The following is a 16,166-nucleotide window of genomic DNA, read 5'->3' as shown; positions in this document are numbered from 1 at the left end:
ATGAAATGAGGAACGCATGAGCAAGCAGATTCTGATTCTCCCTGGCGACGGTATTGGTCCGGAAATCATGGCCGAAGCGGTCAAGGTCCTTGAGCTTGCCAACAGCAAGTACAGCCTGGGCTTCGAGCTGAGCCACGATGTGATCGGCGGCGCCGCCATCGACAAGCACGGCGTGCCGCTGGCCGACGAGACCCTCGACCGCGCCCGGGCTGCCGATGCCGTGCTGCTCGGCGCCGTGGGTGGGCCGAAATGGGACAAGATCGAGCGTGACATCCGCCCTGAGCGCGGCCTGCTGAAAATCCGTGCGCAACTGGGCCTGTTCGGCAACCTGCGCCCGGCCATCCTCTACCCCCAACTGGCCGACGCGTCGAGCCTCAAGCCGGAAGTGGTGGCGGGCCTGGATATCCTCATCGTGCGCGAGCTGACCGGCGGTATCTACTTCGGCTCGCCACGGGGCGTGCGCGAGTTGGAAAATGGCGAACGCCAGGCCTACGACACGCTGCCGTACAGCGAGAGCGAAATCCGCCGTATCGCCCGTGTCGGTTTCGACATGGCGCGGGTGCGCGGTAAAAAGGTCTGCTCGGTGGATAAAGCCAACGTGTTGGCTTCCAGCCAGCTGTGGCGTGAAATCGTCGAAGAAGTCGCCAAGGATTACCCGGACGTCGAACTGAGCCACATGTACGTCGACAACGCCGCCATGCAGTTGGTGCGCGCACCCAAGCAGTTCGACGTGATCGTCACCGACAACCTGTTCGGCGACATCCTGTCCGACCAGGCGTCGATGCTCACCGGTTCCATCGGCATGCTGCCGTCGGCGTCCCTGGACACCAACAATAAAGGTATGTACGAGCCGTGCCACGGTTCGGCGCCAGACATCGCGGGGCAGGGCATTGCCAACCCGCTGGCGACGATTTTGTCAGTGTCGATGATGCTGCGCTACAGCTTCAACCTGGGCGATGCGGCGGACGCCATCGAGAAGGCTGTCAGCCTGGTGCTGGATCAGGGCTTGCGCACGGGCGATATCTGGTCCCAGGGTTGCACCAAGGTCGGGACGCAAGAAATGGGCGACGCAGTAGTCGCCGCGCTGCGGAATCTGTAATCTCTCGGGCCCGCTTGCAGTTGTTGCTGCAAGGCGGCCCACTTTTTAACAAGGTGTAGTTGCGATGAAACGTGTAGGTCTGATCGGTTGGCGCGGTATGGTCGGTTCCGTGCTCATGCAGCGGATGCTGGAAGAGCAGGATTTCGATCTTATTGAGCCGGTGTTTTTCACCACTTCGAACGTAGGTGGCCAAGGGCCGTCCGTGGGCAAGGATATTGCCCCGCTCAAGGATGCCTACAGCATTGAAGAGTTGAAGAGCCTCGACGTGATCCTGACCTGCCAGGGTGGCGACTACACCAGCGAAGTCTTCCCCAAGCTGCGCGAAGCCGGCTGGCAGGGTTACTGGATCGACGCCGCTTCGAGCCTGCGCATGCAGGATGACGCGGTGATCATCCTCGATCCGGTCAACCGCAAGGTCATCGATCAGCAACTGGACGCCGGCACCAAGAACTACGTGGGCGGCAACTGCACCGTGAGCTTGATGCTGATGGGCCTGGGTGGCCTGTTCGAAGCGGGCCTGGTGGAGTGGATGAGCGCCATGACCTATCAGGCGGCCTCCGGCGCCGGCGCGCAGAACATGCGCGAACTGATCAAGCAGATGGGCGCGACCCACGCCGCTGTCGCCGATCAACTGGCTGACCCGGCGAGTGCGATTCTCGATATCGACCGCCGTGTGGCCGAGGCCATGCGCAGCGACGCTTACCCGACCGAGAACTTTGGCGTGCCATTGGCCGGTAGCTTGATCCCGTGGATCGACAAGGAACTGCCTAACGGCCAGAGCCGTGAAGAGTGGAAGGCCCAGGCCGAAACCAACAAGATCCTGGGTCGCTTCAAGAACCCGATCCCGGTGGATGGCATCTGCGTGCGCATTGGCGCCATGCGTTGCCACAGCCAGGCGCTGACCATCAAGCTGAACAAAGACGTGCCGATCGCCGATATCGAAGGCCTGATCAGCCAGCACAACCCCTGGGTCAAGCTGGTGCCGAACAACCGCGATATCAGCATGCAGGAGCTGAGCCCGACCAAGGTCACCGGCACCCTGAATGTACCGGTGGGCCGTCTGCGCAAGCTGAACATGGGCAGCCAGTTCCTCGGCGCGTTCACCGTCGGCGACCAACTGCTGTGGGGCGCGGCTGAGCCGTTGCGTCGCATGTTGCGGATTTTGCTGGAGCGTTGATCGCTTGAAGCAATAACAGAAACCCGCGTTCTGGTGACAGGCGCGGGTTTTTTGTTGCCTTTGTGATCATTCCCACGCTCTGCGTGGGAATGCAGCTCTGGACGCTCTGCGTCTGCTTTAGAGGCGTGACGCGGAGCGTCACAGGAGGCATTCCCACGCAGAGCGTGGGAACGATCAGGGGGGCTGTAATTGCCTCACCCTCTACCACCCGGTAAAGTGCCGCTCCCCCGTAATGCCCGAGGCAACCCCATGACCCAGACCTTTGAAATCGCCGTGATCGGCGCCACCGGTACCGTGGGTGAAACCCTGGTGCAGATTCTCGAAGAACTGGAGTTCCCGGTGGGCACCTTGTACCTGCTGGCGGGCAGCAACTCGGCGGGGGCTTCGGTGCCGTTTCGGGGCAAGAACGTGCGGGTCAAAGAAGTCGACACGTTTGACTTCAGCAAGGTGCAGTTGGCGTTCTTCGCTGCAGGCCCGGCGGTGACCTTGAGCTTCGCCCCGCGTGCCACCGCCGCTGGTTGCGCGGTGATTGACTTGTCCGGCGCATTGCCCGCCGAGCAGGCGCCGCAAGTGGTACCGCAGGCCAACGCCCATGTGCTGAACGCGTTGAAAAAGCCTTTTCAACTCGGCAGCCCGAGCCCCTGTGCCACGTACCTCGCGGTGGTGCTGGCGCCCTTGCGCGGTGTGGTGGACATCCAGCGCGTGAGCGTCACCGCTAACCTGGCCATCTCTGCCCAGGGCCGCGAGGCCGTCAGCGAGTTGGCGCGCCAGACCGCTGAACTGTTGAACGTGCGTCCCTTGGAACCGGCGTTCTTTGATCGGCAAGTGGCGTTCAACCTGCTGGCGCAAGTCGGCACGCCGGATGCCCAAGGTCATACCGCCCTAGAGAAACGTCTCGTACACGAACTGCGTGCGGTGCTGGAAACACCTTTACTAAAGATTTCCGCCACCTGCGTTCAAGCCCCGGTGTTTTTCGGCGATAGCCTGGCTGTGTCGCTGCAACTGGCCGCGCCGGTCGACCTGGCCGCGGTGAACCGCGCCCTCGACGCTGCACCGGGAATCGAGCGGGTCGAGGAGGGCGATTACCCCACGGCCGTAGGCGACGCCGTCGGCCAGGACGTGGTGTATGTAGGGCGAGTTCGCGCCGGTATCGACGACCCGGCGGAACTAAATCTTTGGCTGACGTCAGATAACGTACGCAAAGGCTCGGCCCTGAACGCCGTGGAGCTGGCGCAGTTGTTGATAAAAGGCCTTGTGTAAAAGATACTTGGCGGCAATTTGTAGATTGATTCTAACCAGGCGCTATGCTTGGTCCCAAGTGAAACACAAGCGCGTCGGTGACCTATCGGCTCGCCATGCCTAATGGCAGCGGTTACCAACCTTCTCGCAGGGCGGGAAGCGTTCAAACAAAGGATGAGGCTATGGTTCAAGTTCGCAAACTGGTGTTAGCAATAGCGGCCGCCTTGGCCCTGTCCTCCGGTATGGCGCAGGCGCTGCAACTTGGGGAGATGACCCTCAAGTCGAAGTTGAACCAGCCGCTGTCGGTGGAAATCGAATTGCGCGATGTGGGCGGCCTTACGGCGGCCGAGATCACCCCTAGCCTGGCGTCGGCCCAGGCCTTCGTGGATGCGGGTGTCGACCGCCAGGCGTTTCTCGATGACCTGACGTTCACGCCGGTGATCAACCCCGAAGGTCGCAGCGTGGTGCGCGTGACCTCCAGCAAGCCGCTGCCCGATTCCTATGTGCGCTTCCTCATGCAGGTGCAATGGCCCAATGGCCGTTTGATGCGTGACTACAGCGTACTGCTCGACCCGGCCAAGTTCGATCAGCCAGCGCCGACGGCGAGCGCGCCGGCCAGTACCGCGCCAGCCGCCAGCGCGCCTGCCCAGCACACCACCACGTCCCGCGACACCTTGTGGGAAATTGCCGCAAAGAACCGCAATGGCGCCTCGGTCCAGCAAACGATGCTGGCCATCCAGGCGCTTAACCCGGATGCCTTTGTCGACGGCAATATCAACCGCCTGAAAACCGGCCAGGTCCTGCGCCTGCCAGATACCACGCAAAGTACAGCGCTGGCGCAGCCGCAAGCGATTGCCGAAGTGAGCGCGCAGAACGCCGCCTGGCGCCAGGGCCGCCGTGGCCCTCAGAGCCAAGTGGCCGGCAAGCCGCAGTTGGACGCGACCAAACGCACCCAGGCCGGCAATGCGCCGTCGAGTACCCAGGCCAAGGATAACCTGAGCCTGGTGTCGGCCGAAGCTGCCAAGAAAGGCGCGAAGGGCACCGTCGGTGACAGCCGCGCCCTGAGCGACAAGCTGGCAATGACCCAGGAAGAGCTCGACACCACGCGGCGCGACAACGAAGAACTGAAAAGCCGTGCCGCCGACTTGCAAAGCCAGTTGGACAAGCTGCAGAAGCTGATCCAACTGAAGAATGACCAATTGGCTCGTTTGCAAGCGCAAACGGGCGAGCCACAGACAGCCGCGATGCCCGCGCAGTTGCCGGGTGAACCTGCAGCTGAGCCGGCGGCCCCCGTTGCAACACCAGTGCCAGTGCCTGAACCGGCCAAGCCGGCTGCTGCGCCGGCCAGCACCGAAGGCAAGTTCAACGACCTGCTGACCAACCCGATTGTGCTCGGCATCCTTGGCGGTGCGGCCCTGCTGGTGGTGTTGCTGCTTCTGCTGCTGTGGGCACGCCATCGCAATGCTCGCCGCGAAGAAGAGAAACATCTGCGTATGGCACGGGCGTTGGCCGAAGAGCCTGAGTTCGTTTCCAATATCGATCAAGACCTGCCGCCTGACAGCTTCGAGGGCCTTGAAGTGCCGCCGCCGAGCGTCAAGCTCGCCACCGCAACGGCGCCAGCATCTGCGCCCGCGCCGGCGCCGGTGGTTGAGACGGTAGTGGCACCGACGGTCGCCTCCGTGCTGGCGCCGTTGGCGGTTGCCGTGGCTCAGGAAAACGCCAGTGACGCCCTGGCCCAGGCCCAATCCCATATCGACCGTGGCCATCTGAACCAGGCGGCGGATGTGCTTGAACAAGCCATCAAGCGCGAGCCCAAGCGCAGCGACCTGCGTTTGAAGCTGATGGAAGTCTATGGGCTGCAGAACAACAAGGACGGGTTCGTCACCCAGGAGCGCCAGTTGGTGGCCAACGGTGAGAACCATGCCCAGGTCGAGCAGCTCAAGGCGCGTTTCCCGGCCATGGCCGTGTTGGCGGCGGGTGTCAGTGCCGCAGTGGCTGCCGCGGCCCTGGATGCGCAGTACGTCAAGGACCTGCTCGATGACAAGCCGACCCCGGCCCCGCAGGCAGACACCTTCGACACCGATTTCGACCTGAGTCTGGATGACCTGGAAGCCGCCTCGCCGGCCGAGATCGCGCAAGACCAGCAAACCTTTGAATCGCTGCTCAAACAACAGACTGAGCCCAAGGCCGATGCGCCGGACCTGTCGGACTTCGATCTGGACCTGCAACTGGACCCGCCGACGTCGCAATCCGATGACGACTTCCTGTCGGGCCTTGAAGGGCAGATCAAGGATGTCCCGCCGGTTGAGCCGCCGACCCTGACGCCGGCCGCGCTGGACGAATTCGACCTGCCAGAAGACTTTGACCTCTCGCTGGCGGACGAGCCGAGCGCCCCGGCAGCCAAGCCCGATGCTTTTGCTTCGGAGCTGGACGACGTCAACGCTGAACTGGATCGTTTGTCACAGAGTCTGGAGCATCCGCCGATCGAGCCTTCCTTCACGGCTGAAGATGCCGCGCTGGGTGCTGAGGATGAGCCAGAGTTCGATTTCCTCTCTGGCACTGATGAAGTGGCCACCAAGCTCGACTTGGCCCAGGCCTACATCGACATGGGCGATGCGGACGGCGCGCGAGACATCCTGTCCGAAGTGTTGACCGAAGGCGACGAGGGTCAGCGTAGCGAAGCCAAGGAAATGCTCGGCAGAATCTAACGGCCGACGCAGAAAAATGTGGGAGCGGGCTTGCTCGCGAATGCGGTGGTGCAGTTGCTGATGTGCTGGATGACACGGCGCATTTGCGAGCAAGCCCGCTCCCATATTTAAAGTCCACTCATGCACCCTGACGCCCTATAATGCCCGCCTTTGCGCAACTCATCAGGCTCTCAGTTCTTGGCAAATATAGATAACGCGGCTGCCGAAATGGCGGCCGCAGGCTTTTACCGCATCGCCCTGGGCGTGGAATACAAAGGCTCGCGCTATCGCGGCTGGCAGCGTCAGGCCTCCGGGGTGCTGACGGTGCAGGAAACCCTGGAAAACGCCCTGTCCAAAGTCGCCAACTCGCCGGTGTCGCTGATGTGTGCCGGGCGCACCGATGCCGGCGTGCACGCGTGTGGCCAAGTGGTGCACTTCGACACCCAGGCCGAGCGGTCGATGAAGGCGTGGGTGATGGGGGCCAATATCAATTTGCCCCATGATGTCAGTGTCAGCTGGGCCAAGGTCATGCCGGCGCATTTTCACGCCCGTTTCAAGGCCATCGCCCGGCGTTACCGCTACGTGATCTACAACGATCAGATCCGCCCGGCGCACCTCAATGAAGAAATCACCTGGAACCACCGCCCGCTGGATGCCGAGCGTATGGCCGAAGCGGCGCAGCATCTGGTGGGGGTGCATGACTTCAGCGCCTTCCGTGCCGGGCAGTGCCAGGCCAAGTCGCCGATCAAGGAAGTCCACCACCTGCGGGTGACGCGCCACGGCAAGATGATCGTGCTGGATATCCGTGCCGGGGCCTTTCTGCATCATATGGTGCGCAATATCGCTGGGGTGCTGATGACCATCGGCACCGGTGAACGCCCGGTGGAGTGGGCCAAGGAAGTGCTGGAAAGCCGCATCCGCCGCACGGGCGGGGTCACGGCGCATCCGTTCGGCCTGTATCTGGTGGATGTGGAGTACCGCGACGAGTTCCAACTGCCGGAACGCTTTATCGGGCCGCACTTCCTCACCGGTTTCAGCGAACTTGGCGGCTGACGCCCGGAAAAGCTTTTGTTACCATCCGGGACTTTCTCGGACCAACCCTGAGGTTCCTACGACATGTCAGCCGTTCGCAGCAAGATTTGCGGGATTACCCGCATAGAAGACGCGCTGGCGGCAGTCGAAGCGGGGGCGGATGCCATTGGCCTGGTGTTTTATGCCAAGAGCCCACGGGCGGTAAATGTGCTGCAGGCGCGGGCGATTATCGCTGCGTTGCCGCCCTTCGTGACCACCGTGGGGTTGTTTGTCAACGCCAGCCGCTGCGAGCTCAACGAGACCCTGGATGCGGTGGCGCTGGATATGTTGCAGTTCCACGGCGACGAATCGCCAGAGGAATGCGAAAGCTATCAGCGCCCGTACATCAAGGCGTTGCGGGTCAAGGCCGGGGACGATATTGCCGCAGCCTGCGCCGCGTATGCCGGCGCTCGCGGGATTCTGCTGGACACCTACGTCGAAGGCGTACCCGGTGGTACGGGCGAGGCGTTCGACTGGTCGCTGATTCCCGAGGGGTTGAGCAAGCCGGTTATTCTCGCGGGTGGGCTCACCTCAGAGAACGTCCAGGCGGCCATCGAACAGGTTCGGCCGTATGCCGTCGACGTCAGCGGTGGGGTGGAGCAGGGCAAGGGGATCAAGGACCCGAGCAAGATTCGCGCGTTCATGCAGGCCGTGCGCAACAGCAGGGGTGGGATGTGACGGCTGGCAGTCTGCCGCCGTCCATAACTACCACTGTGTAAAACAGCCCGGCGCCGCCTGTGGGTGGCCCGGAAACGAAGTGGCAACCCTGCGCTGGCAGGTTGTCTGGAAGGCTGAGGATACGGGCGGGAAATGGCAGGTCCAACGTCTGACCCCGTCCCGCCTGTGTCATCGCCACATATGAATTTAGCTCAAGGGCATACGCGGGGCTGTGTTCAAGCCACCGGTACTGGAGAAAAGAAAGCATGAGCAACTGGTTAGTAGACAAACTGATCCCTTCGATCATGCGTTCCGAGGTGAAGAAAAGCTCGGTTCCTGAAGGTCTGTGGCACAAATGCCCATCCTGCGACGCGGTACTGTATCGCCCAGAGCTGGAAAAGACCCTGGACGTTTGCCCCAAGTGCAACCACCACATGCGTATTGGCGCCCGCGCCCGTATCGACATCTTCCTGGATGCCGACGGCCGTAATGAGCTAGGTGCCGACCTGGAGCCGGTTGACCGTCTCAAGTTCCGCGACAGCAAGAAGTACAAGGACCGTCTGGTCGGCGCGCAGAAGCAGACCGGCGAGAAAGACGCGCTGATTTCGGTCAGCGGCAAGCTGCTGGGCATGCCGGTGGTGGTTTCGGCCTTCGAATTCTCCTTCATGGGCGGTTCCATGGGTGCCATCGTCGGTGAGCGCTTTGTTCGCGCTGCCAACTATGCCCTGGAAAACCGTTGCCCGATGATCTGCTTCGCCGCCTCCGGTGGTGCGCGTATGCAGGAAGCCCTGATTTCCCTGATGCAAATGGCCAAGACCTCGGCGGTTCTGGCGCGTCTGCGTGAAGAAGGCATTCCGTTCATCTCCGTATTGACCGACCCGGTCTACGGCGGCGTGTCCGCCAGCCTGGCGATGTTGGGCGATGTGATCGTTGGCGAGCCTAAAGCCCTGATCGGTTTTGCCGGCCCACGCGTGATCGAGCAGACCGTGCGGGAAAAACTGCCGGAAGGCTTCCAGCGCAGCGAGTTCCTGTTGGAGCACGGTGCGATCGACCTGATCATTCCGCGTGGCGAACTGCGCCCGCGCCTGGGCAGTCTGCTCGCGCAAATGATGGGCTTGCCGACGCCTGTGTACGTCGCACCTAAAGTCGAGCCGATCGTTGTGCCGCCGGTGCCAGCAAACCTATGACCCAACGTACCCTGGGCGAATGGCTCGCCTACCTTGAGCAGTTGCATCCGTCCGCCATCGACATGGGCCTGGAGCGCTCGCAACAGGTAGCGGCCCGCCTCGGGTTGGGTCAGCCGGCACCGCGTGTGATCACGGTGACCGGCACCAACGGCAAGGGCTCTACCTGTGCCTTTGTCGCCGCGCTGTTGCAGGCCCAGGGCCTCAAAGTCGGCGTGTACAGCTCGCCGCACCTGCTGCGCTACAACGAGCGGGTGCAGCTCAATGGCGTAGAAGCCACTGATGCCCAACTGTGCGAAGCCTTCGCGGCCCTGGAGGCCGGGCGTGGCGAGACTTCCCTGACCTATTTCGAAATGGGCACCCTGGCGGCGTTCTGGCTGTTCGAGCGTGCGCAGCTGGATGTGGTCGTGCTGGAAGTCGGCCTCGGCGGGCGCCTGGATACGGTCAACGTGGTGGATGCCGACCTGGCGCTGGTCACCAGCATCGGTGTTGATCACGCCGACTATCTAGGCAATACCCGCGAGTCTGTGGCCTATGAAAAGGCCGGGATCTTCCGCCAGAGCAGGCCCGCGCTCTGTGGCGACCTGGATCCGCCGCAACCTTTGCTGGACAAGGTGCGCGAGCTGGATTGCCCGTTCTACCTGCGCGGTCGTGAATTCAATCTCGACATCGGTGCGACCCACTGGCAATGGCGTGGGCGTGATGCCCGTGGCAAGGTGGTAGAGCTGCTCGATTTGCCGTTGCTGAACCTGCCGATGGAAAACGCCGCACTCGCGCTGCAAGCCTATTTGCTGCTGGATCTGCCGTGGGACGCCAAGCAGATCGGCGCAACCCTGCGAGCGACGAAGGTGGTGGGGCGCCTGGATCGCCGGGTGCTGGACTGGCAAGGCAAGCGCCTGAACCTGTTGCTGGATGTCGGGCATAACCCCCATGCGGCTCACTATCTGGCTCAGCGCCTGGCGCGCACACCACCGGCCGGCCGCCGCCTGGCGGTGTTCGGGTTGCTGGCCGACAAGGATCTTGATGGCGTAATAGCGCCGTTGTTTGGCAGCGTACAGTCTTGGGCCGTTGCGCCGCTGGATACGCCGCGCAGCCGTCCTGCGGTTGAGCTGGAAACTGCCTTGCAGAACCTTGGCGCGCCCGTGACGTCGTATGCAAGCATCACTGCCGCCCTTGAGGCGCAGTGTGCGCTGGCTGCGGCCGAAGACGAAATCCTGTTGTTCGGATCATTTTATTGTGTTGCCGAGGCGCTCGAATGGCTGGCCCGGCGCTCCACGGAGGAAGCTGCACATGGCATTACTGGATAGCGCATACAAGCAGCGAATGGTCGGGGCCCTGGTGCTGGTGGCGTTGGCGGTGATCTTCCTGCCGATGCTGTTTTCCCGTCAGGACGAACAGCGCCAGGTGGTGGTTGAAGCTCCCGCTGCGCCCCAGGCGCCGGTGGTGCCTCAGGTTCAAGTCGAACCGGTAGTTGTGCCTGAGCCTCAGGTGTTGCCGGAAGAACCTGTGCCCGTCGAGGAGGAGGTCGTCACCCAGCAGGCACCTTCGCAGGCCCCTTCGATGCCGGTGCAGCCAAGTGTGCCGGTGGTCAAGCCAACGCCAGCCCCGGCTGTCGCCGCCAAACCGGCTGCACCGGCGCCAGCGCCCAAGCCTGTGGCGCCGCAGCCTGCTGCACCGGGTAAGCCGGATGTGGGTCAGAGCCGCATCGACCCCAATGGTCTGCCGATCAGTTGGTCGATCCAGCTCGCCAGCCTGGCCAATCGCGAAAGCGCCGATGCCTTGCAGAAAAAGCTGCGTGCCCAGGGGTATAACGCCTATATCCGCAGTGCCGATGGCAAGAACCGTGTGTTCGTGGGGCCGCTGATCGAGCGTGCCGAGGCAGATCGCCTGCGCGATTTGCTGGGTCGTCAGCAGAACCTCAACGGGTTTGTGGTGCGTTTCCAGCCCGAGCGCGGCTGAACGGACAATATGCACTAAATGTGGGAGCTGGCTTGCCTGCGATGGCGGTGGTTCAATCGACAACGATGTCGAATGTGCCGCCCTCATCGCAGGCAAGCCAGCTCCCACATTGGTTTATGGTGGGCTTGAAATGGCGTTCACACCGCCCAATCTATTGATTTGCAAAGCAGCCGCAATCACCGCTTACCGATAGCCCGGCGCTCTGCTAAAATGCGCCGCCTTATCCGTACGTAGGCTGCACTGTGCCATTTACCTGGGTTGATTGGGCGATCGTTGCAATCGTCGCCATCTCCGCTTTGATCAGTCTGAGCCGCGGCTTCGTAAAAGAAGCACTGTCGTTGCTGACCTGGATCATTGCAGGAGTCGTAGCCTGGATGTTCGGTGGTTCACTGTCGGTCTACCTGGCCGGGTACATAGAGACACCTTCGGCTCGCGTCATCGCGGGCTGCGCCATCATGTTCATCGCCACGCTGTTGGTGGGGGCAATGGTCAATTATCTTATTGGCGAGTTGATACGTGTCACCGGCATCGAAGGGACCGATCGATTTCTCGGCATGGCCTTCGGGGCTGCGCGTGGCGCGCTGCTGGTGGTCGTGGCGGTCGGGCTGTTGAGCCTGGGGCCGGTACAGCAGGATTCGTGGTGGCAGGAGTCGGTACTCGTGCCAAAATTTCTATTGGTTGCAGACTGGTCCAAGAACCTCATATTGGGGTGGAGCAGTCAGTGGCTGGCCAGCGGAATCAGCGTACCCGCTGATCTTCCGTTCAAGGAACACCTCTTACCGGCCAAAACGCCTCAGTAAGTTGTGTTCAGTCAAGATTCATTAAGTAGGGGTTGCGTCGCATGTGTGGCATCGTCGGTATCGTCGGTAAGTCGAACGTCAATCAGGCGCTGTATGACGCGCTAACCGTCCTCCAGCACCGCGGCCAGGACGCTGCCGGTATTGTGACCAGCCACGACGGCCGGTTATTCCTGCGCAAGGACAATGGCTTGGTGCGTGACGTGTTCCATCAGCGTCACATGCAGCGCCTCGTCGGGCACATGGGCATTGGCCATGTGCGATACCCGACTGCCGGTAGCTCGACCTCGGCCGAAGCTCAACCGTTCTACGTCAACTCGCCTTACGGCATCACCTTGGCGCACAACGGTAACCTGACCAACGTTGAACAACTGGCCAAGGAGATCTACGAATCTGACCTGCGCCACGTCAACACCAGCTCCGATTCGGAAGTGTTGCTCAACGTGTTCGCCCACGAGCTGGCCCAGCGCGGCAAGCTGCAGCCGACCGAAGAAGACGTGTTCGCCGCCGTGATCGACGTGCACAACCGTTGCGTCGGTGGTTATGCCGTGGTGGCGATGATCACCGGTTACGGCATCGTCGGTTTCCGCGACCCCCACGGCATTCGCCCGATCGTATTCGGCCAGCGTCACACCGACGAAGGCGTCGAGTACATGATCGCTTCCGAAAGCGTGTCCCTGGACGTGCTGGGCTTCACCCTGATCCGCGACCTGGCGCCGGGCGAGGCTGTCTACATCACCGAAGACGGCAAGCTGCACACCCGCCAGTGCGCCGTAGCGCCGAAACTCACCCCGTGCATCTTCGAACACGTCTACCTGGCGCGTCCGGACTCGATCATCGACGGTGTCTCGGTCTACAAGGCGCGCCTGCGCATGGGCGAGAAGCTGGCCGAGAAGATCCTGCGCGAGCGTCCCGAGCACGATATCGATGTGGTCATCCCGATTCCGGACACCAGCCGCACCGCCGCGCTGGAGCTGGCCAACCATCTGGGCGTCAAATTCCGCGAAGGCTTCGTGAAGAACCGCTACATCGGTCGTACGTTCATCATGCCCGGCCAGGCTGCGCGCAAGAAGTCGGTTCGTCAGAAGCTCAACGCCATTGAACTTGAGTTCCGCGGCAAGAACGTGATGCTGGTGGATGACTCCATCGTGCGCGGCACCACTTGCAAGCAGATTATCCAGATGGCCCGCGAAGCCGGGGCGAAGAACGTGTACTTCTGTTCCGCTGCGCCTGCGGTGCGTTACCCGAACGTGTACGGTATCGACATGCCGAGCGCCCATGAGCTGATCGCGCATAACCGTTCGACCCAGGACGTGGCCGACCTGATCGGCGCCGACTGGCTGATCTACCAGGACCTGCCGGACCTGATCGAAGCGGTTGGCGGTGGTAAGATCAAGATCGAGCAGTTCGACTGCGCCGTGTTCGACGGCAAGTACGTCACCGGCGATGTCGACGAGGCCTACCTGAACAAGATCGAGCAAGCGCGCAACGACTCGTCGAAGATCAAGACCCAGGCGGTCAGCGCGATCATCGACCTGTATAACAACTGAGTAAACACCGGCCCTGAGGGGCCGGTTTTGTATCTTAAACAAAGAATTGAATAAGGAGTCGCAGCATGAGTCAGGAATGGGATGCCGGTCGGTTGGACAGCGACCTCGATGGCGTAGCTTTCGATACCCTGGCTGTGCGCGCCGGCCAGCACCGTACCCCGGAAGGTGAGCACGGCGACCCGATGTTCTTCACCTCCAGCTACGTGTTCCGTACTGCCGCCGACGCCGCTGCGCGGTTTGCTGGCGAAGTGCCGGGCAACGTGTATTCGCGCTACACCAACCCGACCGTGCGTGCGTTTGAAGAGCGCATCGCGGCCCTGGAAGGTGCCGAGCAGGCCGTGGCGACTGCCACCGGCATGGCGGCCATCCTGGCGGTGGTGATGAGCCTGTGCAGCGCCGGCGACCATGTGCTGGTATCGCGCAGCGTGTTCGGCTCGACCATCAGCCTGTTCGAGAAGTACTTCAAGCGTTTCGGTATTGAAGTCGATTACGTGCCCCTGGCGGACCTGTCCGGCTGGGAAGCGGCCATCAAGGCCAATACCAAGCTGTTGTTCGTCGAATCGCCGTCCAACCCGCTCGCTGAGCTGGTGGACATCGCCGCGCTGTCCGAAGTCGCCCATGCCAAGGGCGCGATGCTGGTGGTGGACAACTGCTTCTGCACCCCGGCCTTGCAGCAACCGCTGAAGCTGGGTGCGGACATCGTGGTGCACTCGGCAACCAAGTTTATCGACGGCCAGGGCCGTTGCATGGGCGGCGTGGTGGCCGGTCGCAGCGAGCAGATGAAGGAAGTGGTGGGCTTCCTGCGCACCGCCGGCCCGACCCTCAGCCCGTTCAACGCCTGGATCTTCCTCAAAGGTCTGGAAACCCTCAGCCTGCGCATGAAAGCCCATTGCGCCAACGCCCAGGCCCTGGCCGAGTGGCTGGAGCAGCAGGACGGTATCGAGAAAGTGCATTACGCCGGCCTCAAGAGCCACCCGCAACACGCCTTGGCCCAGCGCCAGCAGCGTGGTTTCGGGGCGGTGGTGAGTTTTGAAGTGAAGGGCGGCAAAGACGGCGCCTGGCGCTTCATCGACGCGACACGCTTGATCTCCATTACCGCCAACCTGGGTGACAGCAAGACCACCATCACCCACCCGAGCACCACCTCCCACGGGCGCCTGGCGCCGCAGGAGCGTGAAGCGGCCGGCATTCGTGACAGCCTGATCCGCATCGCGGTGGGCCTGGAAGATGTTGCTGACTTGCAGGCAGACCTGGCCCGCGGGCTGGCGGCCTTGTGATCGAGTGGTCCATGGAGGCTGCGGCGGCCAGTAACGGGCGCGTGGCGCTGGTGACGGGCGCGGCGCGGGGCATTGGCCTCGGGATTGCCGCGTGGCTGATCAGTGAAGGTTGGCAGGTGGTACTGACCGACCTGGACCGCGAGCGCGGTGCCAAGGTGTCCAAGGTGCTGGGCGACAATGCCTGGTTTATCACCATGGACGTGGCCGACGAGAAGCAAGTGGCCCAGGGTGTCGCCGAGGTGCTGGGGCAGTTCGGGCGCCTGGATGCGTTGGTGTGCAATGCGGCGGTGGCCGACCCGCGCAATATCACCCTGGAAAGCCTCGATCTGACGTATTGGAATCGGGTGCTGGCGGTCAACCTCAGCGGGCCGATGCTGTTGGCCAAGCACTGCGCGCCTTACCTGCGTGCCCACGGCGGCGCTATCGTCAACCTGGCCTCGACCCGGGCGCGTCAATCCGAGCCGGACACCGAAGCCTATGCGGCCAGCAAAGGTGGGCTGTTGGCCCTGACCCACGCGTTGGCCATGAGCCTGGGTCCCGAAGTGCGGGTCAATGCGGTCAGCCCTGGCTGGATCGACGCACGTGACCCGGCTGCGCGGCGTGCAGAGCCGCTCACCGACGCCGATCATGCCCAGCATCCGGCGGGCAGGGTGGGGACGGTGGAGGACGTGGCGGCGATGGTGGCCTGGTTGTTGTCACGCCAGGCCGGGTTCGTCACCGGGCAAGAGTTCGTGGTGGACGGCGGCATGAGCAAGAAGATGATTTACAGCGAGTAGGGCGGGTAGCCGCCTTGAAGTTATTTTGTCTTTTTCAGAAAAACTTCAAGCAGGCTATTGACTTAGGTCCGCTACCTGCGTAAATTTCGCGGCCTCAACGAAGCAAAGGGTGATTAGCTCAGCTGGGAGAGCATCTGCCTTACAAGCAGAGGGTCGGCGGTTCGATCCCGTCATCACCCACCACTTCTTGAGAGTTTTGCCCCTAGGGCAAGACGCAACGTTAAAGGTTGCACCGACGCGCAGCGGTAGTTCAGTCGGTTAGAATACCGGCCTGTCACGCCGGGGGTCGCGGGTTCGAGTCCCGTCCGCTGCGCCATATTTTCCAGGTTCGATCTGTCGGGCTTGAGATTGAACAGCCAAGGCTGATCGATCAGATGTTTAAAGGTGGTTGAGGGTTCATGCTCAATCAGCCAAGCGATACGCAGCGGTAGTTCAGTCGGTTAGAATACCGGCCTGTCACGCCGGGGGTCGCGGGTTCGAGTCCCGTCCGCTGCGCCATATCTGCCTCAAGGCCCACTGAACGCCTTGAAGCACAAGGAAAGCCACTGGCTCACCTTGATCCGATAGCAAAGACCCTGGTCGAAAGGCCGGGGTTTTTTGTGTCTGGGGTTTGAAAAAACCTCATCTTCTTCGCTGCCAACAGCGCTCATTATCGGCAAACGGCCGACAGATCATTTCGATTCTGTCGGCCGT

The 16,166-nt window shown here is 62.1% G+C and carries 13 protein-coding genes and 3 tRNA genes; all 16 read left to right on the top strand.

Going from position 1 to position 16,166, the window contains the following annotated elements:
- Positions 1-16 precede the first annotated feature (16 nt).
- The 16 genes from leuB (at position 17) to RHM69_RS10520 (ending at position 15,971) form a co-directional block, all read left to right on the top strand.
- Positions 17-1,099 carry a 3-isopropylmalate dehydrogenase gene (gene leuB, locus RHM69_RS10595; RefSeq protein ID WP_003192555.1) on the top strand — a complete coding sequence of 361 codons (1,083 nt, stop codon included), beginning with the start codon at positions 17-19 and terminating at the stop codon, positions 1,097-1,099.
- Positions 1,100-1,163: 64 nt separating this feature from the next.
- Entirely contained in the window at positions 1,164-2,276 is a 1,113-nt protein-coding gene (gene asd / locus RHM69_RS10590) for an aspartate-semialdehyde dehydrogenase (protein ID WP_003192554.1), read from the top strand.
- A 249-nt stretch (positions 2,277-2,525) separates the two neighbouring features.
- A complete protein-coding gene (locus tag RHM69_RS10585; RefSeq protein WP_019820864.1) occupies positions 2,526-3,536 on the top strand; it encodes an aspartate-semialdehyde dehydrogenase in 1,011 nt (336 codons plus the stop codon).
- Positions 3,537-3,697: 161 nt separating this feature from the next.
- Positions 3,698-6,223, top strand: coding sequence for a FimV family protein (locus RHM69_RS10580; RefSeq protein WP_200600266.1), 2,526 nt, complete (start codon positions 3,698-3,700; stop codon positions 6,221-6,223).
- Between the two features lie 207 nt (positions 6,224-6,430).
- A complete protein-coding gene (gene truA, locus RHM69_RS10575; RefSeq protein WP_032896145.1) occupies positions 6,431-7,255 on the top strand; it encodes a tRNA pseudouridine(38-40) synthase TruA in 825 nt (274 codons plus the stop codon).
- Between the two features lie 63 nt (positions 7,256-7,318).
- Positions 7,319-7,951 (top strand): phosphoribosylanthranilate isomerase, encoded by a 633-nt coding sequence (locus RHM69_RS10570; RefSeq protein WP_014719155.1) that lies wholly within the window; start codon positions 7,319-7,321, stop codon positions 7,949-7,951.
- Positions 7,952-8,196: 245 nt separating this feature from the next.
- Positions 8,197-9,117 (top strand): acetyl-CoA carboxylase, carboxyltransferase subunit beta, encoded by a 921-nt coding sequence (gene accD, locus RHM69_RS10565; RefSeq protein WP_014719154.1) that lies wholly within the window; start codon positions 8,197-8,199, stop codon positions 9,115-9,117.
- Entirely contained in the window at positions 9,114-10,421 is a 1,308-nt protein-coding gene (gene folC / locus RHM69_RS10560; RefSeq protein ID WP_019820868.1) for a bifunctional tetrahydrofolate synthase/dihydrofolate synthase, read from the top strand. The genes accD and folC overlap by 4 nt, the downstream gene beginning before the upstream one ends.
- Positions 10,405-11,073 (top strand): SPOR domain-containing protein, encoded by a 669-nt coding sequence (locus tag RHM69_RS10555; protein ID WP_014719152.1) that lies wholly within the window; start codon positions 10,405-10,407, stop codon positions 11,071-11,073. Before folC ends, RHM69_RS10555 begins: the two co-directional genes overlap by 17 nt.
- 242 nt (positions 11,074-11,315) lie before the next feature.
- Positions 11,316-11,873, top strand: a complete 558-nt coding sequence (locus RHM69_RS10550; RefSeq protein ID WP_014719151.1) for a CvpA family protein — start codon at positions 11,316-11,318, stop codon at positions 11,871-11,873.
- A 41-nt stretch (positions 11,874-11,914) separates the two neighbouring features.
- A complete protein-coding gene (purF, locus tag RHM69_RS10545; protein ID WP_003192537.1) occupies positions 11,915-13,420 on the top strand; it encodes an amidophosphoribosyltransferase in 1,506 nt (501 codons plus the stop codon).
- 65 nt (positions 13,421-13,485) lie between these two features.
- Positions 13,486-14,697 carry an O-succinylhomoserine sulfhydrylase gene (locus RHM69_RS10540; RefSeq protein ID WP_014719150.1) on the top strand — a complete coding sequence of 404 codons (1,212 nt, stop codon included), beginning with the start codon at positions 13,486-13,488 and terminating at the stop codon, positions 14,695-14,697.
- An 11-nt stretch (positions 14,698-14,708) separates the two neighbouring features.
- Complete coding sequence (locus tag RHM69_RS10535) at positions 14,709-15,473, top strand: SDR family oxidoreductase (RefSeq protein WP_014719149.1); 765 nt, start codon at positions 14,709-14,711, stop codon at positions 15,471-15,473.
- A 107-nt stretch (positions 15,474-15,580) separates the two neighbouring features.
- A tRNA-Val gene (locus tag RHM69_RS10530) sits at positions 15,581-15,656 on the top strand.
- Positions 15,657-15,712: 56 nt separating this feature from the next.
- A tRNA-Asp gene (locus tag RHM69_RS10525) sits at positions 15,713-15,789 on the top strand.
- A 105-nt stretch (positions 15,790-15,894) separates the two neighbouring features.
- A tRNA-Asp gene (locus RHM69_RS10520) sits at positions 15,895-15,971 on the top strand.
- The last annotated feature ends 195 nt before the right edge of the window (positions 15,972-16,166 follow it).

This window comes from Pseudomonas sp. CCI1.1 (assembly GCF_034348165.1).
GTDB lineage: Bacteria > Pseudomonadota > Gammaproteobacteria > Pseudomonadales > Pseudomonadaceae > Aquipseudomonas > Aquipseudomonas paracarnis.
This window is presented reverse-complemented; position numbering and strand designations above follow the sequence as displayed.

Excerpts from the sequence above, each read along its gene's own strand:
- leuB (WP_003192555.1), top strand. The coding sequence starts at position 17 with ATGAGCAAGCAGATTCTGATTCTCCCTGGCGACGGTATTGGTCCGGAA.
- asd (WP_003192554.1), top strand. The coding sequence starts at position 1,164 with ATGAAACGTGTAGGTCTGATCGGTTGGCGCGGTATGGTCGGTTCCGTG.
- RHM69_RS10585 (WP_019820864.1), top strand. The coding sequence starts at position 2,526 with ATGACCCAGACCTTTGAAATCGCCGTGATCGGCGCCACCGGTACCGTG.
- RHM69_RS10580 (WP_200600266.1), top strand. The coding sequence starts at position 3,698 with ATGGTTCAAGTTCGCAAACTGGTGTTAGCAATAGCGGCCGCCTTGGCC.
- truA (WP_032896145.1), top strand. The coding sequence starts at position 6,431 with ATGGCGGCCGCAGGCTTTTACCGCATCGCCCTGGGCGTGGAATACAAA.
- RHM69_RS10570 (WP_014719155.1), top strand. The coding sequence starts at position 7,319 with ATGTCAGCCGTTCGCAGCAAGATTTGCGGGATTACCCGCATAGAAGAC.
- accD (WP_014719154.1), top strand. The coding sequence starts at position 8,197 with ATGAGCAACTGGTTAGTAGACAAACTGATCCCTTCGATCATGCGTTCC.
- folC (WP_019820868.1), top strand. The coding sequence starts at position 9,114 with ATGACCCAACGTACCCTGGGCGAATGGCTCGCCTACCTTGAGCAGTTG.
- RHM69_RS10555 (WP_014719152.1), top strand. The coding sequence starts at position 10,405 with ATGGCATTACTGGATAGCGCATACAAGCAGCGAATGGTCGGGGCCCTG.
- purF (WP_003192537.1), top strand. The coding sequence starts at position 11,915 with ATGTGTGGCATCGTCGGTATCGTCGGTAAGTCGAACGTCAATCAGGCG.
- RHM69_RS10540 (WP_014719150.1), top strand. The coding sequence starts at position 13,486 with ATGAGTCAGGAATGGGATGCCGGTCGGTTGGACAGCGACCTCGATGGC.
- RHM69_RS10535 (WP_014719149.1), top strand. The coding sequence starts at position 14,709 with ATGGAGGCTGCGGCGGCCAGTAACGGGCGCGTGGCGCTGGTGACGGGC.